Genomic DNA, 21,495 nt, shown 5'->3' with positions numbered 1-21,495 from the left:
GAGTTTCGCAGTTCCTGCGAATTGCAGATTCTTCGATTCCGCCACGCTCCTATGCCGTGAATGAATAGCAGCATTGGCGCTGCTTGGCTTGTTCCGCGGGAGTCGGTCCGGACAATGCACGGCATCCCCGAGGCGTCCGCCTCGGGCTTGTTTTTTCACCCATCGCAGATTCACCAGCCCCCATGGACCGACTCCAGAACAAAGTCGCCATCGTGTTCGGCGCCGGCCCGAACATCGGCGGCACGATCGCGCACTTCCTGGCCCGCGAAGGTGCCAAGGTCGCCGTCAGCGACATCAACGTCGATTCGGCCGAGGAAACCGCCGAGTTCATTCGTGGCAAGGGCTACGAAGCCTTCGGCCTGCAAGGCAACGCCCGTGACGACGCCGACGTGCGCCGCATCGTCGAGCAGACCGTGGCCCGCTACGGCCGCCTCGACGTGGTCGTGAACATGGCCGGTCGCGTGCACTGGAGCCATGTCCTCGACATGAAGCTCGACGACTGGAACGACGCGGTCGGCAGCTTCGCCACGGCCGGCCTGCTGACCACCCAGCACGGCGCGCGCGCGATGCGTGCCTGCGGCGCCAACGGCAGCATCATCCACATCATGTCGACCGCCGCGCACTTCGGCGAGGCCGACGGCGCCTGCTACTGCGCCGCCAAGGCCGCGCTGCTGAACTTCGCGCGCTCGGCCGCGATGGACCTGGGGCCGCTGGGCATCCGCGTCAACACCATCACGCCGTGCTCGATGGAACACCAGCTGTGGACCACGATGCGCGACGAGATGTTCGACCCCAACTGGCAGGAACCGAAGCGCACCGGCTTCTACTCGCGCCAGGAATACCTCGACCAGATGCCGCTGCGCCGCTTCCCGCGCGCGGCCGACCTGGCCTGGGCCGCGGTGTTCCTCGCCTCCGACGAATCGATCTGCATGACCGGCGCCGACATCGCGGTCGACGGCGGCCTGCGTCACAAGTACCCCACGTGGACCCCGGGTCGTCACTACCCGCTGGACATCCGCGACTACGCCCGCAGCGTCCAGTGGACGCGTTACGGCGAAGAACAGGGCTCGCTGACCGAGTGGCTCGGCGAACCCAAGCCCGCCGCCTGACCTCGACCCCCCACAGGAGAAGAACATGGACATCATCGAACAACGGCGCCAGGAACGTGCGCAGCAGTTCCTGCGGCTGACGCAGTGCGCCAAGGGCACCGAAATGGGTACCCTGCTGCGCAAGTTCTGGCAGCCGGTGGCGCTGTCCGAGAGCGTCGAAGTGCGCAGCGCCATCCCGCTGAAGATCATGGGCGAGGAGCTGACCCTCTACCGCGGCGCGAGCGGCAAGGTCTACCTGGTCGGCGGCCGCTGCACCCACCGCCGCACGCTGCTGCACACCGGCTGGGTCGACGGCGAGGAGATCCGCTGCATCTACCACGGCTGGCAGTTCAACGGCAAGGGCGAGTGCGTCAAGCGTCCCGCCGAGGCCGACACCGGCATGCCCCGCACGGCCATCGTCGGCTACCCGGTGCGCGAGTACCAGGGCCTGGTGTTCGCCTACCTGGGTGAAGGCGAGGCCCCCGAGTTCGACCTGCCGCGCAAGCTGCTGACCGAGCGCGAAGGCGCGCTGATCGCCAACGGCATGGAGCGCTGGGACAACAACTGGTTCCAGCAGGTCGAGAACTCGATGGACGCCGTGCACGTGAGCTTCGTGCACATGGCGCTGACCGTCGGCCCGTTCGGCCAGGCCGTGACCGCCGCGATCCCCGAGCTGTCGTACGAGGAAACCAGCGCCGGCATCCGCCAGACCGCGCGCCGCGGCGAGAACAACGTCCGCAAGAGCGACTGGACCTTCCCGAACAACAACCACATCACGGTGCCGGGCCTGACGCCGGAAGACCCGTGGATCGACGTGTTCGTGTGGATGGTGCCGAACGACGACCTGAACACCACCCGCTTCATGATCTACTCGCAGCCCCCGGGCGCCAGCGAGGCCTCGCGCATGCGCTTCCGCCAGTACTTCGCCAAGTACGGCAAGTACGACCCGGCCGCGCACCACGACGAGCTGTTCAGCTCGCGCGTGTGGAACAACCCCGAGGACATCTTCGTGGGCCTGACCGCCGCGCAGGACTACCTGTCGATCCGCGGGCAGGAACGCCTGACCAAGCGCGAGGACGAGATCCTGGGCCGCTCGGACCTGGGCATCGTCACGCTGCGCAAGATCTTCTGGCGCGAGCTGGACCTGATCCGCGAGGGCAAGGAAACCAAGCAGTGGAAGTCGCTGGAGCAGCCCGAAGTGCTGCCCACCCAGCCCGGCGCCGCCGCCGTGACCAACCAGGCCTGACGCGAGACGCGCCCGACCATGCTTGATCTGATCCCTCACGACGCACTCCCCGAAGAACTGGTGATGTTCCGGGACGCCGTCCGGCGCTTCGTCGAACGCGAGCTGATCCCGCTGGAACACGAGCTGGGCCCGAACGGCCTGCTGGACGAGGCCCGTGCCGAAGCGGTGCGCGAACGCGTCCGCGAGGCCGGCCTGTGGCTGCCCGAGGTGCCCGAGGAACTCGGCGGCCTCGGCCTGTCGCTGCTGCCGCTGGCGCTGTTCTGGGAAGAGACCGGCCGCACCACGGTGGCGTCCTGGGTGCGCGACCACGGCCTGTTCGGCCCGATGGTCGGCCCCATCCTGATGGGCCTGCAGGGCGAGCTGCGCGAGCGCTACCTGCTGCCCGTCGTGGAAGGCAAGCGCCGCTTCTGCTTCGCGCAGACCGAGCCCGATGCCGGTTCCGACCCGTCGATGATGCGCACGCGTGCCGTGCGCACCGACAAGGGCTGGAAGATCAACGGCGTCAAGCGCTACATCACGCGCGCGGCCAAGGCCGACTTCGCCATCGTGATGGCGGTGACCGCCCCCGAGAAGGGCGCGCGCGGCGGCATCTCGTGCTTCATCGTCGACATGGACACCCCGGGCATGAAGCTCGCGAGCTCCGAGCCGACCATGATGGGCGACATGCCGGGCGAGATCACCTTCGACGACGTCGAGATCCCGGCCAGCCACCTGGTCGGCGAGGAAGGCAAGGGCTTCGCGCTGGCGCAAGGCTACATCAACCACGGCCGCGTGCGCCAGGGCGCGCACGTGATCGGCGCGGCCGAGCGCTGCCTGGCCATGACCGCCACCTACGCCAAGCAGCGCCGCACCTTCGGCCAGCTGCTGGCCGACCGCCAGGGCGTGCAGTGGCTGCTGGCCGACGCCTTCACCGACGTCTACGGCGCACGCCTGCGCGTCTATGACGCGGCGCGCAAGGTGGACGCCGGCGAGAAGCCGACGCTCGAGACCTTCATGATCAAGACGTCCGTCGTCGAGATGGGCTTCCGCGTCATCGACACCTGCATGCAGCTGCACGGCGGCGCCGGCCTGACGCAGGACCTGCCGATCGAGCGCTTCTGGCGCGACCTGCGCAGCTACCGCATCACCGAAGGCCCGACCGAGGTGCTGCGCACCACGCTGGCGATGCAGATCCTGAAGAACTTCTGAGCCGGGAGGGACACCGCATGAAAGATGCACTGCAAGGCGTGCTGGTGATCGAGCTCGGCACGGTGCTGACCGCCCCGCTGTGCGGGATGATGCTCGCCGACCTGGGCGCGCGCGTCATCAAGGTCGAGCACCCGGAAGGCGGCGACCCGTTCCGCCGTCACGCCGGCTCGCTGTACAGCCCGCACTTCACCGCCTACAACCGCGGCAAGGAAAGCATCCAGCTGGACCTGCAGAGCGCCGAGGGCAAGGCCGACCTGCGCAAGCTGCTCGAGAAGGCCGACGTGCTGATCGAGAACTACCGTCCCGGCGTGCTCAAGCGCCTGGGCTTCGGCGACGACGTGCTGCAGGAGCTGAACCCGCGCCTGGTGCGCTGCTCGATCACCGGCTTCGGCGCCGACGGCCCGTACGCGAACCGTCCCTGCTACGACGCGGTGGCGGTGGCGCTGGGCGGCCTGGCCAGCCAGATGCTGGACCCGAACGAGCCGCAGGTCTACGGCCCGACGATCGCCGACAACATCACCGGCATGTACGCCGCCTACGGCGTGCTGGGCGCGCTGGTGCGCCGCAACGTCACCGGCAAGGGCGCGCGTGTGGAGGTCAACATGCTGGAGACCTCGATCGCGTTCTCGCCGGAAGGCTTCGCGCAGTACACGCGCCTGGGCATGGTGCCCAACTCGCAGACCCGCGTCGCGATCTCGCAGTCGTACGCCTTCACCTGCGCCGACGGCAAGCTGTTCTCGGTGCACCTGTCGTCGGTCGACAAGTTCTGGCAGGCCTTTGCCGGCGTGCTGGAGCGTCCCGACCTGCTGCAGGACCCGCGCTTCGCGACCCCGCAGTCGCGCACCAAGCACTACCAGGAGCTGCGCGCCGAAGTGGCCGCGATCGTGCGCACCCGCACGCGCGCCGAATGGTTCGAGCGCCTGGAAGCCAGCGACGTGCCGTTCGCGCCGGTCAACACCGTGCCCGAGGTGATGGAAGACCCGCAGGTCAGGCACCTGCAGATCTTCCACGAGACCACCCACCCGCAGGTGGGCAAGCTGACGCTGATGCACCGTCCGGTGCGCATCGACGGCGAGCGCGGCCCCGACGACCGTCCGCCGCCGATGCTCGGCGAGCACGGCGAGGCCCTGCGCCGCGAGTTCGGCCTCAACCCTGCACCCGTCAAGACCCAGACCCCATCCGCATGAGCAAGCTGACCCTTTCCGTTGCCATCGGCAACTACGACCGTTGCCGTCCGCTGCTCGACGGCGACGTGCAGATCGACGGGGTGAACCCCGTGTTCATGACGCTGCCGCCGGAGGAGATCTTCTTCCGCGCCTTCCGCGGCCGCGAGTTCGACATCTGCGAGCTGTCGCTGTCGAGCTCCACCGTGCAGACCGCCAACGGCAACTTCCCCTACGTCGGGCTGCCGATCTTCCTGTCGCGCGCGTTCCGCCAGACGGCCGTGTACGTGCGCACCGACCGCATCAAGTCCCCCGAGGACCTGCGCGGCAAGCGCATCGGCCTGCCCGAGTACCAGCTCACCGCCAACGTCTGGGTGCGCCAGTTCCTCGAGGACGACTACGGCATCAAGCCCTCGGACGTGACCTGGGTGCGCGGGGGCATCTCGCACGCCGGGCGTCCCGAGAAGATCAAGCTGAACCTGCCCGCGGACGTGCGCCTGGAAGACGCCCCCGAGGGCGAGACCATCTCCAGCCTGCTGGCCAAGGGCGAGATCGACGCGTTCGTCGCGCCGCGCCCGCCCGACGTGCCGCCGGGCACGCCCAACATCGGCTGGCTGTTCCCGGACCCGGTGGCCGAGTCGATGGCGTACTACCGGCGCACGCGCATCTTCCCGATCATGCACATCCTGGGGGTGCGCCGCGAGCTGGCCGAGCAGCACCCGTGGCTGCCCGGGGCGATCTGCAAGGCGTTCGAGCGTGCCAAGCAGCAGGCCTACGAGCACCTGGCCGACACCTCGGCCACCAAGGTGCTGCTGCCGTTCTTCGAGGTGCGCATGGCCGAGGCGCGTGCGCTCATGGGCGAGGACTACTGGTCCTACGGCATCGACGCCAACCGCCACGTGCTGGAGACCTTCTTCCGCACCCACCACAGCCAGGGCCTGTCCTCGCGACTGGTGACCCCGGAAGACCTGTTCCATCCCGGCACGTTCGAGAGTTTCCGCCTCTGACGGGAACCGCAAGAAAAAAGGAGACCCCACCATGTCGCTGACGAACGAAGACGTCCTGCGCCGCTGGCACGAGGCGCGCCTGGCCCCGCTGTGGGAGAGCCCCAACGCCCACAAGGAGGCTGCCCCGCCGATCCCTGCGCACATCTGGCGCTGGGAAGAGATGCGCCCGCTCATCGAGCTGGCCTTCCAGGAGCAGTCCCCCGCGGCCGTGCAGCGCCGCGTGCTGCAGATGTGGAGCCCCGCATCGCAGTCGCTGGCCGACGAGTTCACCTGCGGCAACGTGCTGGCGGCCTACCAATGTCTGCTGCCCGGCGAGACCGCGCGGCCGCACCGCCATCCGATGAACGCGCTGCGCTTCATGCTCGAGGGCAGCGGCGTCATCACGCTGGTGGACCGCAAGGAATGCCCGATGGAGTTCGGCGACCTGGTGCTCACGCCCGGCATGACCTGGCACGAACACCGCCACGACGGCAAGGTGCCGGTCGTGTGGCTGGACGTGCTGGACGTGCCGCTGCACCTGAAGATCGGCACGGCAATGTTCGAGCCGGGCCCGATCCACGACAACCCGGTGACGATGCCCGACGCCTGCTTCGCGTCGCCCAACATCCTGCCGGCCGTCACCTACGGCCGCGCCGACCACTCGCCGGTGTTCCGCTACCCCTATGCCGACGCGGTGCGCGCGCTGCAGGCCGCGCCCGAGTCGCCCGATGGCGCCCGCCGCATCCGCTACGTCAACCCGCTCAACGGGGCCAGCGCGATGGCGGTGCTCGAGTCGACGATGATGCAGATCGACGGCGGCGTCACCACCAAGCCGATGCGCACCAACGCCAGCCTGGTCTGCGCGGTGGTCGAAGGCGAGGGCGAATCCCGCATCGGCGACCAGACCCTGCGCTGGAAACAGCGCGACGTGTTCACGATCCCGCAGCGTGCCTGGGCGTCGCACACCGCCTTCGGCGCCGGCGCGCGCATCTACATCGTGTCGGATGCCGACATGCTGCGCCGCCTGGGCCTGCTGCAGGAAGAAATTCAGGAGAACGCTGCATGAAGATCTGCTGGTACGACGACGACCGCCTGGGCGTCGTCCAGGGCGATCAAATTTTCGACGTCACGGCCGCGCTGCGCGTGCTGCCGGCCCCGCAGTACCCCGCCGGCTGCAAGGCCCAGGGTGACCTGCTGATTGCCAACCTCGACGCCGTGCGCGCCGAGATCGAGCGCGTGCTGCCGCAGGCCGCCGCGCGCCCGCTGGCCGGCGCGAAGCTGCTGTGCCCGGTGGCGCAGCCCGGCAAGATCATCGGCGTGCCGGTGAACTACGCCGACCACGTCGCCGAGGCCAAGGCCGACGCGGCCACCTTCACGACCCGCTTCACCGGCTCGATCGAGGAGCAGGGCCTGTTCCTGAAGGCCACCAGCTCGCTGATCGGCTGCAGCGAGCCGGTGCAGGTGCACCTGCCCAACCGCCTGACCCACCACGAGATCGAGCTGGGCCTGGTGATCGGCAAGAGCGCCAAGAACGTCAAGGCCGAGGACGCGCTGTCCTACGTGGCCGGCTACGCGATCGCGCTGGACATGACCGTGCGCGGCGGCGAGGACCGCTCGATGCGCAAGTCGGTCGACACCTACTCGGTGCTGGGCCCGTGGCTGGTCACCGCCGACGAGATCGCCGACCCGCAGGCGCTGGACCTGGAGCTGACCGTCAACGGCCAGCCGCGCCAGCGTTCCAACACCGCGAAGATGATCATGTACATCGCGCAGCAGATTGCGTGGGCCTCGACTTTCTACACGCTGATGCCGGGCGACATCATCATGACCGGCACCTGCGAAGGCGTCGGCCCCGTGGTGCCGGGCGACCGCATCCATGCCCGCGTAGAGGGCATCGGCGAGATGGACGTGGACGTCGTTGCGGCAGGAGCCTGACACCATGAGCGAACAAAGCCTCGACCGCGTCCCGGTGCGCCTGCAGTCGGTGCGCTACGCCGCGCGCGACACGCACCTGTACGAGTTCGTGCGCCTGGACGGCCAGCCGTTCCCGTCGTGCACCCCGGGCGCGCACATCGACGTGCACCTGCCCAACGGCATCACGCGTGCGTACTCGCTGGTCGAGTCCGGCGAGCAGCGCCGCAGTCTGGTGGTCGGCGTCAAGCGCGACCCCAACAGCCGCGGCGGCTCGCGCTGGCTGCACGAGCAGGCGCGCGTCGGCATGGAGCTGCACGTCTCCGGCCCGCGCAACCACTTCCCGCTGCTCGAGGACGCCAGCCACACCGTGCTGGTGGCCGGCGGCATCGGCATCACGCCGATCTGGTGCATGGCGCAGCGCCTGAAGGCGCTGGGCAAGCCGTTCACGCTGTACTACTCGGCCCGCTCGCGCGCCGACATGGCCTTCCTCGAGGAAGCGCAGGCGCTGGGCGACGCCGCGCACCTGCACTTCGACGACGAGGCGGGCGGCGTGATGGACATGGCCGCGATCATGAAGGCGGTGCCGGTCGGCGCGCACCTGTACTGCTGCGGTCCCACGCCCATGCTGGACGCCTACGAGGCGGCCGCCAAGGCGGCCGGCCTGCCGGCGGACAACGTGCACCTGGAGCGCTTCACCCCGGTGCAGGCCGCGGCCACCGACGGCAACTACGTCGTGCAGCTGGCGCGCAGCGGCAAGGAGATCCAGATCACGGCCGGCACCACGCTGCTCGAGGCCCTGGAAGCCAACGGCATCTGCGTGGGCGCCTCCTGCCGCGAAGGACTGTGCGGCACCTGCGAGGTGGTCGTGCTCGAGGGCGAGGTCGACCACCGCGACTCGGTGCTGACCGACGCCGAGAAGGCCTCCAACCGCACGATGATGGTCTGCTGCTCGGGCTCGCGCAGTGCGCGGCTGGTGCTGGACCTCTGAACGCATCACGAGAGACAACCCCTAGGAAAACCACGACACCATGCGTTTCGTCACCTACCGTGCCAACGGCCAGGCCAGCTACGGCCTGCTGCGCGGCACCGACATCGTCGACCTGGCCAGCCGCCTCGGCGCCCAGGCCCCCACGCTGCGCGCGCTGATCGAGACCGGCCGCGCCGCCGAACTGGTCGCCCCGCACGCCCAGGCCGCGGCCGACCACCAGCTCGGCCAGGTCGAGCTGCTGCCGGTGATCCCCGACCCGTCGCTGATCGCCTGCATCGGCCACAACTACGAGGCCCACCGCATCGAGACCGGCCGCGAGGTGGTCGGCAACCCCTCGGTGTTCCTGCGCATCCCCGATTCGCTGCAGGGCGCCGACCAGCCGCTGCTGATGCCGCGCGAGTCCGACCGCTTCGACTACGAAGGCGAGCTGGCCATCGTGATCGGCAAGGGCGGCCGCCGCATCCCCGAGGCCGAGGCCTGGGACCACGTGTTCGGCGTGTCCTGCTTCAACGACGGCAGCGTGCGCGACTACCAGCGCCACACCGCCCAGTTCATCCCGGGCAAGAACTTCCCGCTGACGGGTTCGTTCGGCCCGGCGCTGGTCACGCTGGACGAGCTGCCGGCCGACCGCGTGGTCGAGCTGACCACCCGCCTCAACGGCGAGGTGATGCAGAATGCCAAGACCGACCAGCTGATCTTCCCGATCCCGCGCCTGATCGCCTACATCTCGACCTGGGCGACGCTGCGCCCCGGCGACGTGATCGTCACCGGCACGCCGGGCGGCGTCGGCGACAAGCGCAATCCGCAGCGCTTCATGAAGGACGGCGAGGTCGTCGAAGTCGAGATTTCCTCGGTCGGCCTGCTGCGCAACGTCGTCAAGAAAGAAGCCTGAAGGCCGCATGCCGGGCCGGTCACGGCCCGGCGGCCTGCCATGCCCCCATCCCGCGAGATTGAAGCCATGAAACTCCTCCGCATCGGTGCGAAAGGCCAGGAACGTCCGGCGCTGCTGGACGGCGAAGGCCGCCTGCGCGACCTGTCCGCCCACATCCCCGACGTCACCGGCGCCACCATCGGCCCCGAGTCGCTGGCCCGCCTGCGCGCGCTGGATCCGGCCTCGCTGCCCGTGATCGAAGGCGAGCACCGCGTCGGCGCCTGCGTCGGCAACGTCGGCAAGCTGATCTGCACCGGCCTGAACTACGCCGACCACGCCGCCGAATCGAACATGCCGCTGCCCACCGAGCCGCTGCTGTTCATGAAGGCCACCTCGGCCATCTGCGGCCCCTACGACGACGTGACCCGCCCGCCCGGCGCCGAGAAGCTGGACTGGGAAGTCGAGCTGGCCATCGTGATCGGCTCGCGCGCCAAGCACGTCCGCGAAGCCGACGCGCTGAAGCACGTGGCCGGCTACTGCGTCATCAACGACGTGTCCGAGCGCACCTACCAGCTGGACCGCGGCGGCCAGTGGATGAAGGGCAAGAGCTACGACAACTTCGCGCCGATCGGCCCGTGGCTGGTGACCACCGACGAGATCACCCAGCCCAACGAGCTCGACATGTGGCTGAAGGTCGACGACGTGGTGCGCCAGAACGGCAACACCCGCACGATGGTGTTCAGCGTCGCCAAGGTCGTGTCCTACATCAGCCAGTTCATGACGCTGGAGCCGGGCGACGTGATCGCCACCGGCACCCCGCCGGGCGTGGGCATGGGCATCAAGCCCGAGCCGGTCTACCTGAAGGATGGCCAGGTCATGCGTGCCGGCATCCAGGGCCTGGGCGAACAGTGCCAGCGCGTGTTGCCTTCGCAGGTCTGAAGAGAAGCTGCCCTGTGATTCCTCTCTCACGAGAGCATTTGGAGCCCTCCCTCGCGGAGGGCTTTTTTGTGGGCCGCCGGGACGCGGCGGCCGGTCCTGCGGACGAGGTGGGCTGCCACAAGGCGCGCCCCGGCCGCGCTGGCCGGGGCGCAGGCCGGGATCAGGCCTGCTTGGCGCCGGGGATGACGGCCGCGGCCGTCAGCGCGCCGGCATCGGCCAGCGTGTCCAGGCGCTCGATCTGCTGCAGCAGCGAGGTGGCCTGCGCCGCACCCATGCCGGCGTAGGCGGTGCAGTCCATGAACTTCTGCTGGAACTCGGCGCGGCTCATCGGGTTGTTCGGCTCGCCCTTGGCGTGGCTGACCGTCTTGCTCACCGTGCGGCCGTCCTTCAGGCGCATCTCGATGCGGGTGCCGCCGGGGCCGCCACCCGGACGTGCCAGGCCGGCGTCCTCGACCGCGGTGACGCGCTGCGTGACGGCCAGCAGGTCGGCGCGCTTGAACGCGGCCGGCGCGAAGTGCTCCAGGCCCACCTTGCCGTCGACCAGCGCGGTGGCGACCACCCACGGGTTGCTGAACTGCGCCTCGACCACGGTGGTCGGCACGCGCTTCTTCTCGATCGGGGTGTCCAGCAGCGGGTACTCGCCCGGGCCGTTGTAGATCGTGATGGCCTCGACGTCCGTGGCCTTGAGCTTGTGTTCGTTGACCAGTTGCAGCGCCGCGTCGGCCGCGGTGTGGCTGCCGCGGCACGACGGCCAGGGCTTGAACGACAGGCCCTGCGCCGCGTAGGTGGTGCCCAGGCCCTCGAACAGGATCTCGCGCGAGTAGTTGCGGTTGTGGTACTGGTGGTAGAAGCCGCGGATGCCTTCGAGCACGCCCTTGGCGCCGCGCACGCCGCGCTGCGCCAGGCGCGCGGCCATCACGCCGGCATAGGAGCCGAAGCCCGGGCCCATGCGCTTGGTCAGCGCGCCGTCGACGTGGGCCTGTGCGTTGCCGGCCACCTGGTGCAGCACGATGCCCAGCGCCGAGACCAGCTGGTCGCGGTCCAGGCCCATCAGCTTGCCGGCGACGATGGCCGAGGCGAAGTAGCCGTAGATGCTGGTGTTGTGCCAGCCGAGCTTGAAGCCGTCCACGCCCGGCTGCGACGAGTTGGCCAGGCGGCAGGCGACGTCCGTGCCCAGCGCGATCGCGGTGATCAGGTCCTTGCCGCTGACCTTGCCGAGCAGGTCGGCGGTCGCGAAGGCGGCCGGCACCGTGATGACCGCCGGGTGCACCACCGAGCGTTCGTAGGTGTCGTCGAAGTCCAGCGCGTGCGAGGCGGTGGCGTTGACGCGCGCGGCGTCCTGGGCCGGCACGCGCACGTCGGTGCCCCAGATGCGCGCCTCGGGCTTGCCGCCCATCTCCATCGCGAACTCGCGCAGCTCCAGCGCGCCCGGCTCGCGGGCGCCGGCCAGCGCGATGCCCAGCGTGTCGACGATCTGGTTCTTCGTGACGGCGACGACGTCGGCCGGCAGCTTCTCGTAGGTGGTCTGCAGGCAGTAGTCCACCAGAGTCAGGATGGCGTCCGGGGCGCCCGAGCCGATGCCCACGGCGGGCTTGGCGGGGGCCGCCGCGGTCGAGGCGAGCGCGGGCGACAACGCCAGCGCACCGGCAGCCATGAGGGAGGTCTGGGCGAACGCCCGGCGGTTCATTGCGGTCATCTTGTCTCCTGAATCGTTGTGTCGGGTCGTCCCTGCATGACCTGGGTCGGCGGCCACGGCCTCCCGACGCGGCGCAGTCTGCCGAGCGGCTTGGGCAGGAGCAATGCGAGACGGGCCAAGGCTGCTATGCGGCAGCGCCATAGCTGCGCGCAGCGGGCGCGGAGGAGGGGCCGGGGTAAAAAAACAGCCCGTCCGGAATCGCCCGGACGGGCTCGGAAGTCCTCGGTTAGAAGGACGTCGTTGGGAGTCGGTGGGCGCCGCGCCGCAGGCGGGGTGCGGGGCGTCGGCCCGAATCCGTGTGACAGCAGATGAGCAAACTGTAATCTTGCGCATCGCACGTGACATCCCTCATATGAGGGTACCGTGGCGTCCGCGCCGCACGGCGTGCACCGTGATCTGCAAACGGAGGTTACGGCGCGGTCGCGGCGGCGCGGGGCCGGCCGGCTCGCACGGCGCGCGCCGCGGCCGGCTATCATGGCTTGAGCAAGGTCAACGTGCGGCCGCGACGACGGTGCGATGCTGGGTGAGGTGGTCGCTCGTCAGGGCAGTCCCGGGTGCAGACCGCTTGCCGCTTTCTTCCAACGACAAGGAGCTCACCATGAAGATTCTGATCGCCGTGGACGGCAGTGCCTACACCAAGCGCATGATCGGCTACGTGACGGCCCACGACGAACTGTTCGGCCCGGCGCAGGAGTACACCGTGCTGACCGTGGTGCCGGCGGTGCCCCCGCGCGCGGCGGCCGCGATCGACAAGCAGACCCTGACCGACTACTACGCCGACGAGGCCGAGAAGGTGCTCAAGCCGGTGCGCACCTTCCTGGAGAAGCAGGGCCTGAAGGTCAAGGCCACCTACAAGGTCGGCTCGCCGGGCGACGTGATCCCCAAGACGGCGACGGCCGGCAAGTTCGACATGGTGGTGATGGGCTCGCACGGCCACTCGGCGCTGGGCAGCCTGGTGCTGGGGTCGGTGGCCGTCAAGGTGCTGGCCAACTGCAAGGTGCCGGTGCTGCTGGTGCGCTGAAGCGACGCGACGTCTTGCGGATCGAGCCGGTCGAGGTGCCCTTCGGGCGCCCGGCCGGCTCGCTGTTTTCTGCAGGACTCAGTAGCGCGGCAGGTCGCCGAAGTCGGTCGCGGTCTCGTGCGGCTTGCGGTGGCGCGGCGCGGCGGGCGACGGTTCGGACGAGAGGCGCGCTTCCAGGCCCAGCACGGTGCCCAGGTCGGCCGGGTCCGGCTCCCGGGACGGCTGGTCCGGGTGCAGCAGGGATTGCATCCAGGTCGGGAAAACGAAACTGCCCATGGCGGCCTCTCGGGGTGCGGCGAAGACGGGGAAGAGCTTGCGGTCCAGTGTGCGCCAGCGGTCGCGTTCGCGGTATCCCGAGAAGGAGGGACAAGCCCGTTTTGTTCCCCCCGGTTCACGGGAAGTGTGGCGCGAGCGCCACTGCCCGTGGTCTCAGCGGTCGCGCTGCACGCCGGCGCGGCCGCGCTCGACCGCGTACGCCGCCTGCGTGTGCAGGCGCGCATCCTGCGCGACGGGATGGGCGGTGGCGCGGAACTCGCAGCGTGCCGACGCCGGCGTGAACTCGACCAGCGCATAGCCGCGCTCGTCGCTGCGTGCGTGGACCAGGTCGGGGTTGGCGTAGCGGATCACGCCCATCACGCTTTCGGGCAGGCCGCGCGAGGTCACCGAGGTGGTGACGAACTCGCTGGCCACGACGGGCGAGCGCGGGTCGTTGGGACGCAGGCGCAGCTGGGCGGCGACGTGGCGGTGCACGTCGCCGCCCAGCGTGACGACGTCGCGCACGCCGGCTTCGGCGATGCCGGCCAGCAGCCGTTCGCGGGCACGCGGGTAGCCGTCCCAGCTGTCGCTGTAGACGCTGCGGCCCACCGGCGTGTCCACGCCCCAGGGGCTGATCTGGGTCGACTGGGCGAGCAGCTTCCAGGCGCGCGTGCTGCGGTGCAGGCCGGCCGCGAGCCACCGTTCCTGCTCGGCGCCGAGCAGGCTGCGGCGGTCGTCGACCAGCTCGGCGCAGCGGTGCAGCAGGCGTCCGCCCGACAGCCGCGGGTGGGGGCTGCAGGCCGGGATGCTGCGGTACTGGCGGGTGTCCAGCGTCCACAGCTCGGCCAGCTGGCCCCAGGTGTAGCGGTCGTGGATGCGCATCGCCGGCCCTTGCGGTGCCATCGCCGGCGACACGGGCATGTGCTCGAAGTAGGCCTTGTAGGCGGCCGCGCGCCGGCGCAGGAACGAGGCGGTGTCCAGGTCGAACCAGGAGTGCTCGCCGGCGTAGTCGTTTTCCACCTCGTGGTCGTCCCAGGTCAGCACCCAGGGGTGGGCCGCGTGTGCCGCGCGCAGGTGCGGGTCCAGCTTGTAGGTGGCGTGCCGGCGGCGGTAGGTGTCCAGCCGCGTCGGCGTCGGCCCTTCGTGTGCCCGCACCATGTGGTCGGGGTGGCTGGTCTCGTAGATGTAGTCGCCGACGAACAGCACGAAGTCCAGGTCGCGCGCGGCGATCTCCCGGTGCACCGCGTAGTGGCCCTGCTCGTAGTGCTGGCAGGAGGCCAGCGCCAGCCGCAGCCGCCGCACCGGCTCGTGCTCCGCTGGCGCGGTGCGGGTGCGGCCGATCGGGCTCACCGCATCGCCGCTCATGAAGCGGTAGTAGTAGGTGCGGCCGCTGTCCAGTCCCTGCACCTCGACATGCACGCTGTGCGCGTGCGCCGGCTGCGCGACCGCCTCGCCTGCCCGCACCCGGTGGCGGAAGTGCGCGTCCTCGGCCAGTTCCCAGCGCACCGCGAGCGGCTGCCCGGGCAGGCCGCCTCCCTCGGCGTACGGATCGGGCGCCAGCCGCGTCCACAGCACCACCGAGTGCGGGCGCGGCATGCCGCTGGCCACGCCCAGCGTGAACGGGTAGCCGGTGAAGCGCGGTCGCGCGAAGGCCGGCGCCCGCGCCTGCGGGCCGTCGGCGTCGAACAGGCTGCCCAGCGCGAGCAGCGCGGCGCTGCGGCTCAGCAGGGTGAGGAGGTCGCGTCGTTGCATGGGAGGATGCGGTCGTCGGGCTGGCGATGGTGCCGGATCGCCCAGACGATGCCCGCGGCGAACAGCACCGCCGCGGCCCATTCCAGCGCCGAGGGCCAGCGCTGCTCGTAGGCGAAGCCGTAGGCCAGCGCGAACAGCGTCTCGCTGACGATCAGCTGGCCCGCGAGCGAGGTCGGCAGCCGCTGGCTGGCCAGGTTCCACAGCCAGGTCGCCAGCCACGATGCCCCCAGCCCCATCGCGAGCGAGATTCCCACATAGAGCGCCCATTGCGCGTCGCGTTCCGCAGGCAGCGCCGCGCCCGGCTGCGCCAGCGCGAACAGCGGCAGCAGGCCGAGCAGGGTGGCCAGGCCCAGCAGGTTGGTCCAGACGTCGTTGGGCAGCGCGGTGTGACGCTTCATCCAGCGCGCGTTGAGCACCGCGTAGCTGGACCAGGCCACCAGCGCCCCGGTCGCGCAGGCGATGCCCCAGCCGAACATCGGGCCGGCGTGGATGCGGCTGGCGCTCCAGTGCATCAGGGCCAGGCCGGTGGCGGTGCACAGCGCCCCCGGTGCCAGCCGCGCGAGCCTGAGCCCCGGCGGGCGGCCGATCAGCAGCAGCCACAGCGGGATCGTGCCGATGATGAGGCCGGTCAGCGCCGTGCCGGCCCAGCGCACCGCGAACACCACCATCAGGTAGTACAGGCTGTTGCCCAGCCAGCCGAGCAGCAGGGCGGCGACCAGCACCTGCGGGCGCAGGTGGGGACGCGCGCGCCGCCAGGTCCAGGCCAGCGCCAGCGCCGAGACCGCCGCGTAGGCGCCGTAGCGGCCCAGCGTCACCTCGATGCTGCTGTAGGCCGGCACCAGCCGTGGCAGCACGAACACCAGCCCCCACAGCGCGCCGGCGGCCAGTCCCGCGGCGATGCCGGCCGGGATGCGGTTGCCCTGCGGGCTCATGCGCCGCTCCCGGTGGCCGGCAGCGGCTGCAGCACCGCGCGCGCGCCGGCGACCAGCGCGTCGCCGATGCGCCCGAGCGTGCTGCCCGGGCGGTGCTGGTCCCCCAGCTTCCAGCAGTGCCAGTACAGCGGCACGTGCACGCGCACCTGCGGGTGCAGCAGCACCAGCTCGCCGCGCGCCAGTTCGGACGGCACCTGGGGCAGCGGCACGATGCCCACCCCCCAGCCCATGCGCGCGGCCTGCACGTAGGCCTCGGAGGAGGGCACGAAGCGCTCGCGCAGGCGCGGCCCGCGCACGCCGAAGGCCTGCTCGACCCACAGCTGGGTCATGTCGTCCTTGCGGTCGAACACGAGGAACGGCACCTCGGCGAAGTTGCAGCGGTGCAATCCCCGCGGCAGTTCGCGCGCGACGAACGCCGGGCTGGCCACCGCGACGTACTCCATCGCGCCCAGCGGGTCGAGGCTGCAGCCGCGCAGCGCCTGGCTGACGGTGGAGACGCAGCCGAGCACCGCGCCCTGGCGCAGCCGCTCATGGGTGAAGTCCTGGTCGTCGACGATCAGCTCCAGCAGCAGGCCGTCCTGCACCAGCGGGTCCAGCGCGGGCAGCACCCAGGTCGCCAGGCTGTCGGCGTTGACCGCGATCGGCAGCCGCTCGTCCGGGCGCACCGTGGCGTCCAGCTCGCGTTCGGCGTCGGCACGCAGGGCCTGCCACTGGCGGGCGTAGCGCAGCAGCACCCGCCCCGGCTCGGTCAGGCGCAGCGGGCGCGAGCGCACCACCAGCAGCTGGCCCACCGAGGACTCCAGCGCGCGCAGCCGCTGCGAGACGGCCGACTGCGTGATCGCCAGCCGCACGGCAGCGCGCTCGAAGCTGCCCTCGTCGACCAGCGCGGCCAGGCACTCGAGGGCGGAAGGATCGAGGTTCTTCATCAGAGGCGCTAATGAGGCGCGAGAAATATTCAACTCGCTTCATCCATCCTACCTTGCCCCGGACAATCGCCGGATGCTTCACGAAACGACCTCGATGCAGCCGCTGGCTTCCGCCGCCTTGCAGGGGCTGCTGACCATGGGCGGGCTGATCGTCGCGATCGGCGCGCAGAACGCGCTGGTGCTGCGCCAGGGGCTGACGCGCTCGCATGTCGCGCCGGTGGTGGCGTTCTGCACCGTGTCCGACTGGGTGCTTACCGTGCTGGGCGTGTTCGGGCTGGGCGCGCTGATCGCCGCCTCGCCGCGCTGGCTGGAGGCGTGTCGCCTGGGCGGCGCCGCGTTCCTGCTGCTGTACGGGCTGCGCGCCGCCTGGCGTGCGTGGCGCGGCCCGGCACAGGCGCTGGTGGCCGAGGGGGCGGGGCAGCGCCTTGCACCGACGCTGGTCGCCACCGCGGCGATGACCTGGCTGAACCCGCACGTCTACCTCGACACCGTGGTGCTGATGGGCTCGCTCGGCGCGGGCCACCCCGGTGCGGCCCGGGTGGCCTTCGTCGTCGGTGCCGGTGCGGCCTCGGCACTGTGGTTCGCCTTGCTCGGCTTCGGCGCCGCGTGGGCCTCGCGCTGGCTGCGCCAGCCGGGCGTGTGGCGGGCGATCGACGCCGGCATCGCGGTGGTCATGCTATGGATGGCCGTGCAGCTGGCATGGCGGCCGCTGGGCGCGCCATGAGCGCGGCGCGGTCGGCGCCGGCCTGAACCGCCGCGGCGTCGTCGGGGAGCCGGAAGGTGCCGACGGCGGCGGCCAGCTGGGCGGCCTGCGTGCGCAGGCTCTCCGCCGCGGCGGCCGACTCCTCCACCAGCGCGGCGTTCTGCTGCGTGTTCTCGTCCATGTGCGCCACCGCCTGGTTGACCTGGGCGATGCCGGCGCTCTGCTCGCGACAGGCGATCGAGATCTGTTCGACGATCTGCGAGACGCGCTGGATCGCGCCGACCATGTCCTGCATGGTGGTGCCGGCCTGCTCGGCCAGCGAGGTGCCGGCCTCGATGCGCCGGCTGCTGTCGGCGATCAGGGCCTTGATCTCCTGGGCGGCGCTGGCGCTGCGCTGCGCCAGGCGACGCACCTCGCCGGCCACGACGCCGAAGCCGCGGCCCTGTTCGCCGGCGCGCGCGGCTTCCACCGCGGCGTTGAGCGCCAGCAGGTTGGTCTGGAAGGCGATGTCGTCGATCGCGCCGATGATGTCGGCCATCTGGTGGCTGCCGCGCTGGATGTCCTGCATGGTCTGCACCATGCGGCCCACCGTCTCGCCGCTTTGCTGCGCCAGCGTCGCGGTGTCCTGCGCCAGCCGGTCGGCCTGCCCCGCGTGGTTGGCGTTCTGCGCGACGGTGCCGGTCAGCTGCTCCATGCTGGCGGCGGTTTCCTCCAGCGAGCTGGCCTGCTGTTCGGTGCGCGTGCTGAGGTCGTGCGCGCCGGCGGCGATCTGCTGGCTCGCAGTGGCGAGGCTGTCGGCGTTCGCGCGCACCTGCGCGACCATGTGCACCAGGTTGTCCTGCATCGCGCGCAGCGCCCCCATCAGCTGGCCCAGCTCGTCCTTGCCGGCCGGCTCGATGCGGCTGCGCAGGTCGCCCTGCGCGACGGCGTCGGCGGCCAGGCGCGCCTGGTGCAGCCGGCCGACCGTGCTGCGGGCGAAGACGAACGCGAAGCCGCCGCAGGCCAGCGCAAAGGCGAGCACGGTGCCGGCCAGCAGGGCCGCGTCGCGGCGCAGCGCCCGGCGGCGCTCGCCGAGCGAGGCGCCGAGCAGCTCCGTGGCGTGCCGGTTCAGCTCGAACTGCCGGCGGATCGCGCGCGTGCCGGCGTCGAAGTAGGCGTTGGCGTCGTAGCCGAGCGCCGGCGCCTCGACGATCTCGTTCAACGCCAGGGCGAGGGCGGCGCCGACCTCGGTCTTCAGCGCCTGCAGCTGCGGGGCGAGCGCCTGCCGGTAGTCCGGATGGGCGGCCATCGCGCGTTCGAGCCCTTCGACCGTGCGGGCATGGCTGTCGCGCGCGTGCACCAGCAGCGCATGCATCTGCAGCCGCTCCTGCGTGCTGGCCTGGCCCTGGGTCAGCAGGCGTGCCCCCATGCCGCGCAGCTGGCCGAGGTACTCGGTGAAGCGCACGCCGTCGATCGCGGTGGCCGTCATCGTGTTGAAGGTGTGCGGCTCGGGGTCGAGCGTCCAGCGGTACGCGTCACGCGCCTGCGCCAGCAGCTGCAGGAGGCCGTCGATCAGCGCGGTGTGGCGCGCGAACGCCGTGCCGGCGTCGACGCGGGCCTGGCGCACCTCGCCGGCCAGCGCCTGCCACTGTGCCGTCAGCGGCTGCCAGGCCGGCCGCAGCGCGCCGCTCATCAGCTGCCCGGCAGCATCCAGGCTGGCCTGGACCTCGGCTTCCTTGGCGTGGCGTGCCGCCGCGGCTTTTTCGTTGCCGGCCAGCGCGGTGTTGGACAGGCCGCGATGCTCCTGCGTCGTGCGCAGCACCTCGTAGAGCGCGGTCATCACCGGGATGCCGGCCTGCTGGTCGGCGGCGAAGTCCAGGTCGCGCTGCGCGGCGCGCAGGTAGAGCAGGAAGGGCAGGGCGGTCGCGATGCCGGCCAGCAGGCCCAGCAGCGCGAACTTGCGTGAAAAACGGAGGTTGGCGAGCCAGTTCATTCGATCCTCGGGCGCAAGGCGCCGGTTGCGTGACGCACGGATATCGGTGCGTCATGGCCCCGCTTGACCGCCCGGGCGTCCCGGCTTGCGCTGGCTCAAGCCGCAGGCCGCGCGGTGCGATCAGCGCCCGGTGCTCGCATCAGGCGACCGGTTCCCGCGCGCGCTGGGCCGCGGCGTCCAGGATGCGCTCGCGCATCCAGCGGTGCGCCGGGTCGTGGTCGTGCCGCTGGTGCCACAGCACTTCCACGTGGATGCCTTGCAGCGCGATCGGCAGCGGCTTGATCACCAGCGCGTCGGCCATCCCGGTGGCCGGCACGAAACGCCGCGGCAGCACGGTCAGCAGGTCGGCCTGGGTGACCACGCGCCCGGCGGTGAAGAACTGGTTGACCGTCAGCACGATGCGGCGGCTGCGGTTGAGCGCGGCCAGCGCCTCGTCGACGAAGCCGTGCGGCCGGCCCGAGAAGCTGACCAGCAGGTGGTGCGCCGTGCAGAACGCGTCCAGGGTCAGCTCGGCTTGGGCCAGGGGGTGGTTGCGGCGCATCACGCAGACGTATTCGTCGTCCCACAGCCGGTGGTGGCGCAGCCGGGCGGTGTCCCCCTGCGAGGACAGCGCCGCCACCGCCACCGGGAAGTAGCCCAGCGCGAAGTCCACCTCGCCGTGCTCGAGCAGCCGGCGCGGATCGCGCGTGGTCAGCGGGAGGATGCGAATGCTCACTTGGGCACCGCGGCGCTCCAGGTCCGAGGTCAGCAGCGGCAGCAGCGTGGCGGCGGTGGCGTCGGCCATCGCCAGGCGGAAGCCCGCCTGGGTGTGCTGCGGGTCGAACTCCGGCGGGTCGATCGCCTCGCGCAACCGGTCCAGCGCGGCGCGCACCTGCGGCCACAGCGCCTCGGCCTTGGGCGTGGGCTTGACCCCGAAGGCGGTGCGCACCACGAGCTCGTCGCCCAGCGCCTCGCGCAGGCGCTTGAGCGCGTTGCTCACCGCCGGCTGGGTCATCGCCAGGCGTTCGGCGGCGCGCGTGAGGTTCTGTTCGGCCATCACCTGGTCGAAGACGCGCAGCAGGTTCAGGTCCAGGGTGCGGAAGTTCATCGGGCGGCAGTCATCACCATCATGAATGGCGATGATTCACAAAATTCATTTGCGACATACCTAGGGTAAACCCCATAATGGTTACACCTGATCCCACAAGGACCACCACGATGAACGCCACCACCGTTGAAGTGCAGGTCGCCACCCGTGACCGTGCCCCTCGTGGCGCCACCATCCTCGGCGCCGCCGTGGCTCGCCGCCTCGGGGTCGTTGCGCGACTGTTCCTCTCGGGACGTCCGCAGGCGACCCGCGTGGCGCATGAACTGAACCTGCTGGCCAACCGTTACCAGGCCACCCAGCCGCGCGAGGCGGCTGAGTTGCGCCAGGCCGCGCGAGCCTATCTCGCCGCTGCCATGTCCCGCTGACCTCGCAAGGAGAACGACCATGACTGCTGCTACCACTGTGGAACTGCAAGTCGCTGCCCGCGAGATCAAGCCCTCGGCAGCGCAATTCCTGGGCACCCTGTTCGCCAAGGCCTACGCCCTGCTGGCTGCCGTCGGCCCCCTGTTCGTCAAGGCCTGGGTCGGCGCCTGGAACCTGGGCGACCGCATCGGCCGCCTGATCAAGCGCGAGCCGTCCGGCCCCGAGTCGGTCGAGTACGTGCTGCGCATGGCGCGCTACTACGAGCGCACCCAGCCGGGCTTTGCCGCCGACCTGCGTGCCGCCGCCTGCCGCTACGATCCGGAACTGGATCGCTGATTCCCGCAGCGCGCGCCGCCGCCCATGAAGAAAAACCCGCCGGGCCCCGGCGGGTTTTTTCGTTCCGGG

Annotated in this window: 21 protein-coding genes; 14 read left to right on the top strand and 7 right to left on the bottom strand. The window is 70.7% G+C overall.

Features of this window, described 5'->3' with window-relative positions; all coding sequences use genetic code 11:
* Positions 1 to 182 precede the first annotated feature (182 nt).
* The 10 genes from IS481_RS17610 (at position 183) to IS481_RS17565 (ending at position 10,383) form a co-directional block, all read left to right on the top strand.
* A complete protein-coding gene (locus tag IS481_RS17610) occupies positions 183 to 1,109 on the top strand; it encodes an SDR family NAD(P)-dependent oxidoreductase (protein ID WP_104358665.1) in 927 nt (308 codons plus the stop codon).
* A 25-nt stretch (positions 1,110 to 1,134) separates the two neighbouring features.
* Entirely contained in the window at positions 1,135 to 2,334 is a 1,200-nt protein-coding gene (locus IS481_RS17605; protein ID WP_114699342.1) for a Rieske 2Fe-2S domain-containing protein, read from the top strand.
* Positions 2,335 to 2,352: 18 nt separating this feature from the next.
* Positions 2,353 to 3,522, top strand: coding sequence for an acyl-CoA dehydrogenase family protein (locus IS481_RS17600; RefSeq protein ID WP_104358663.1), 1,170 nt, complete (start codon positions 2,353 to 2,355; stop codon positions 3,520 to 3,522).
* Positions 3,523 to 3,539: 17 nt separating this feature from the next.
* Entirely contained in the window at positions 3,540 to 4,709 is a 1,170-nt protein-coding gene (locus IS481_RS17595; protein ID WP_104358662.1) for a CaiB/BaiF CoA transferase family protein, read from the top strand.
* Positions 4,706 to 5,692 carry an ABC transporter substrate-binding protein gene (locus IS481_RS17590; protein ID WP_194963314.1) on the top strand — a complete coding sequence of 329 codons (987 nt, stop codon included), beginning with the start codon at positions 4,706 to 4,708 and terminating at the stop codon, positions 5,690 to 5,692. Before IS481_RS17595 ends, IS481_RS17590 begins: the two co-directional genes overlap by 4 nt.
* A gap of 31 nt (positions 5,693 to 5,723) precedes the next feature.
* Entirely contained in the window at positions 5,724 to 6,737 is a 1,014-nt protein-coding gene (locus IS481_RS17585) for a cupin domain-containing protein (protein WP_104358876.1), read from the top strand.
* A complete protein-coding gene (locus IS481_RS17580) occupies positions 6,734 to 7,606 on the top strand; it encodes a fumarylacetoacetate hydrolase family protein (RefSeq protein WP_104358875.1) in 873 nt (290 codons plus the stop codon). The genes IS481_RS17585 and IS481_RS17580 overlap by 4 nt, the downstream gene beginning before the upstream one ends.
* Positions 7,607 to 7,610: 4 nt before the next feature.
* Positions 7,611 to 8,573 carry a PDR/VanB family oxidoreductase gene (locus IS481_RS17575; protein ID WP_104358874.1) on the top strand — a complete coding sequence of 321 codons (963 nt, stop codon included), beginning with the start codon at positions 7,611 to 7,613 and terminating at the stop codon, positions 8,571 to 8,573.
* 40 nt (positions 8,574 to 8,613) lie between these two features.
* On the top strand, positions 8,614 to 9,465 hold the full coding sequence (locus IS481_RS17570; protein WP_104358873.1) for a fumarylacetoacetate hydrolase family protein: 852 nt from the start codon (positions 8,614 to 8,616) through the stop codon (positions 9,463 to 9,465).
* Between the two features lie 66 nt (positions 9,466 to 9,531).
* A complete protein-coding gene (locus IS481_RS17565; RefSeq protein WP_104358872.1) occupies positions 9,532 to 10,383 on the top strand; it encodes a fumarylacetoacetate hydrolase family protein in 852 nt (283 codons plus the stop codon).
* Positions 10,384 to 10,543: 160 nt separating this feature from the next.
* Here the strand turns inward: IS481_RS17565 and IS481_RS17560 are convergent, their stop codons facing one another.
* Positions 10,544 to 12,079, bottom strand: coding sequence for an MmgE/PrpD family protein (locus tag IS481_RS17560; RefSeq protein WP_232529363.1), 1,536 nt, complete (start codon positions 12,077 to 12,079; stop codon positions 10,544 to 10,546).
* Positions 12,080 to 12,677: 598 nt separating this feature from the next.
* Here IS481_RS17560 and IS481_RS17555 point away from each other — a divergent pair.
* On the top strand, positions 12,678 to 13,100 hold the full coding sequence (locus IS481_RS17555; protein WP_104358871.1) for a universal stress protein: 423 nt from the start codon (positions 12,678 to 12,680) through the stop codon (positions 13,098 to 13,100).
* A gap of 78 nt (positions 13,101 to 13,178) precedes the next feature.
* Here the strand turns inward: IS481_RS17555 and IS481_RS17550 are convergent, their stop codons facing one another.
* The 4 genes from IS481_RS17550 to IS481_RS17535 all read right to left on the bottom strand — a co-directional run bounded on the left by IS481_RS17550 (position 13,179) and on the right by IS481_RS17535 (position 16,965).
* Complete coding sequence (locus IS481_RS17550) at positions 13,179 to 13,376, bottom strand: hypothetical protein (RefSeq protein WP_104358870.1); 198 nt, start codon at positions 13,374 to 13,376, stop codon at positions 13,179 to 13,181.
* 153 nt (positions 13,377 to 13,529) lie between these two features.
* Entirely contained in the window at positions 13,530 to 15,107 is a 1,578-nt protein-coding gene (locus IS481_RS17545) for an alkaline phosphatase D family protein (protein WP_104358869.1), read from the bottom strand.
* Positions 15,077 to 16,039: a DMT family transporter gene (locus tag IS481_RS17540; protein ID WP_232529361.1), complete on the bottom strand. Its 963-nt coding sequence runs from the start codon at positions 16,037 to 16,039 to the stop codon at positions 15,077 to 15,079. The genes IS481_RS17545 and IS481_RS17540 overlap by 31 nt, the downstream gene beginning before the upstream one ends.
* A complete protein-coding gene (locus tag IS481_RS17535) occupies positions 16,036 to 16,965 on the bottom strand; it encodes a LysR family transcriptional regulator ArgP (RefSeq protein WP_104358868.1) in 930 nt (309 codons plus the stop codon). The genes IS481_RS17540 and IS481_RS17535 overlap by 4 nt, the downstream gene beginning before the upstream one ends.
* Before the next feature lie 73 nt (positions 16,966 to 17,038).
* Here IS481_RS17535 and IS481_RS17530 point away from each other — a divergent pair, with 73 nt between their 5' ends.
* Positions 17,039 to 17,689: a LysE/ArgO family amino acid transporter gene (locus IS481_RS17530; RefSeq protein WP_232529359.1), complete on the top strand. Its 651-nt coding sequence runs from the start codon at positions 17,039 to 17,041 to the stop codon at positions 17,687 to 17,689.
* On the opposite strand, the gene IS481_RS17525 is transcribed toward IS481_RS17530, so the two are convergent.
* On the bottom strand, positions 17,637 to 19,640 hold the full coding sequence (locus tag IS481_RS17525) for a methyl-accepting chemotaxis protein (RefSeq protein WP_104358866.1): 2,004 nt from the start codon (positions 19,638 to 19,640) through the stop codon (positions 17,637 to 17,639). The genes IS481_RS17530 and IS481_RS17525 overlap by 53 nt on opposite strands.
* 139 nt (positions 19,641 to 19,779) lie before the next feature.
* Positions 19,780 to 20,727 (bottom strand): LysR family transcriptional regulator, encoded by a 948-nt coding sequence (locus IS481_RS17520; RefSeq protein ID WP_104358865.1) that lies wholly within the window; start codon positions 20,725 to 20,727, stop codon positions 19,780 to 19,782.
* Between the two features lie 110 nt (positions 20,728 to 20,837).
* Here IS481_RS17520 and IS481_RS17515 point away from each other — a divergent pair, with 110 nt between their 5' ends.
* Positions 20,838 to 21,092 (top strand): hypothetical protein, encoded by a 255-nt coding sequence (locus tag IS481_RS17515; protein ID WP_104358864.1) that lies wholly within the window; start codon positions 20,838 to 20,840, stop codon positions 21,090 to 21,092.
* 19 nt (positions 21,093 to 21,111) lie between these two features.
* Positions 21,112 to 21,426 (top strand): hypothetical protein, encoded by a 315-nt coding sequence (locus tag IS481_RS17510; protein WP_132764947.1) that lies wholly within the window; start codon positions 21,112 to 21,114, stop codon positions 21,424 to 21,426.
* Positions 21,427 to 21,495 lie beyond the last annotated feature (69 nt).

The sequence above is a fragment of the Caldimonas thermodepolymerans genome, assembly GCF_015476235.1.
GTDB lineage: Bacteria > Pseudomonadota > Gammaproteobacteria > Burkholderiales > Burkholderiaceae_C > Caldimonas > Caldimonas thermodepolymerans.
The sequence above is the reverse complement of the archived record's forward strand: the minus strand, read 5'-3'. Positions and strand labels throughout refer to the sequence as shown.

What these genes read in the sequence shown, in the direction of transcription:
- IS481_RS17555 (WP_104358871.1), top strand. Translation starts at nt 12,678, where the DNA reads ATGAAGATTCTGATCGCCGTGGACGGCAGTGCCTACACCAAGCGCATG.
- IS481_RS17570 (WP_104358873.1), top strand. Translation starts at nt 8,614, where the DNA reads ATGCGTTTCGTCACCTACCGTGCCAACGGCCAGGCCAGCTACGGCCTG.
- IS481_RS17610 (WP_104358665.1), top strand. Translation starts at nt 183, where the DNA reads ATGGACCGACTCCAGAACAAAGTCGCCATCGTGTTCGGCGCCGGCCCG.
- IS481_RS17525 (WP_104358866.1), bottom strand. Translation starts at nt 19,640, where the DNA reads ATGAACTGGCTCGCCAACCTCCGTTTTTCACGCAAGTTCGCGCTGCTG.
- IS481_RS17545 (WP_104358869.1), bottom strand. Translation starts at nt 15,107, where the DNA reads ATGCAACGACGCGACCTCCTCACCCTGCTGAGCCGCAGCGCCGCGCTG.
- IS481_RS17560 (WP_232529363.1), bottom strand. Translation starts at nt 12,079, where the DNA reads ATGACCGCAATGAACCGCCGGGCGTTCGCCCAGACCTCCCTCATGGCT.
- IS481_RS17530 (WP_232529359.1), top strand. Translation starts at nt 17,039, where the DNA reads ATGCTTCACGAAACGACCTCGATGCAGCCGCTGGCTTCCGCCGCCTTG.
- IS481_RS17510 (WP_132764947.1), top strand. Translation starts at nt 21,112, where the DNA reads ATGACTGCTGCTACCACTGTGGAACTGCAAGTCGCTGCCCGCGAGATC.
- IS481_RS17535 (WP_104358868.1), bottom strand. Translation starts at nt 16,965, where the DNA reads ATGAAGAACCTCGATCCTTCCGCCCTCGAGTGCCTGGCCGCGCTGGTC.
- IS481_RS17565 (WP_104358872.1), top strand. Translation starts at nt 9,532, where the DNA reads ATGAAACTCCTCCGCATCGGTGCGAAAGGCCAGGAACGTCCGGCGCTG.
- IS481_RS17590 (WP_194963314.1), top strand. Translation starts at nt 4,706, where the DNA reads ATGAGCAAGCTGACCCTTTCCGTTGCCATCGGCAACTACGACCGTTGC.
- IS481_RS17600 (WP_104358663.1), top strand. Translation starts at nt 2,353, where the DNA reads ATGCTTGATCTGATCCCTCACGACGCACTCCCCGAAGAACTGGTGATG.
- IS481_RS17520 (WP_104358865.1), bottom strand. Translation starts at nt 20,727, where the DNA reads ATGAACTTCCGCACCCTGGACCTGAACCTGCTGCGCGTCTTCGACCAG.
- IS481_RS17575 (WP_104358874.1), top strand. Translation starts at nt 7,611, where the DNA reads ATGAGCGAACAAAGCCTCGACCGCGTCCCGGTGCGCCTGCAGTCGGTG.
- IS481_RS17550 (WP_104358870.1), bottom strand. Translation starts at nt 13,376, where the DNA reads ATGGGCAGTTTCGTTTTCCCGACCTGGATGCAATCCCTGCTGCACCCG.
- IS481_RS17515 (WP_104358864.1), top strand. Translation starts at nt 20,838, where the DNA reads ATGAACGCCACCACCGTTGAAGTGCAGGTCGCCACCCGTGACCGTGCC.
- IS481_RS17605 (WP_114699342.1), top strand. Translation starts at nt 1,135, where the DNA reads ATGGACATCATCGAACAACGGCGCCAGGAACGTGCGCAGCAGTTCCTG.
- IS481_RS17540 (WP_232529361.1), bottom strand. Translation starts at nt 16,039, where the DNA reads ATGAGCCCGCAGGGCAACCGCATCCCGGCCGGCATCGCCGCGGGACTG.
- IS481_RS17585 (WP_104358876.1), top strand. Translation starts at nt 5,724, where the DNA reads ATGTCGCTGACGAACGAAGACGTCCTGCGCCGCTGGCACGAGGCGCGC.
- IS481_RS17595 (WP_104358662.1), top strand. Translation starts at nt 3,540, where the DNA reads ATGAAAGATGCACTGCAAGGCGTGCTGGTGATCGAGCTCGGCACGGTG.
- IS481_RS17580 (WP_104358875.1), top strand. Translation starts at nt 6,734, where the DNA reads ATGAAGATCTGCTGGTACGACGACGACCGCCTGGGCGTCGTCCAGGGC.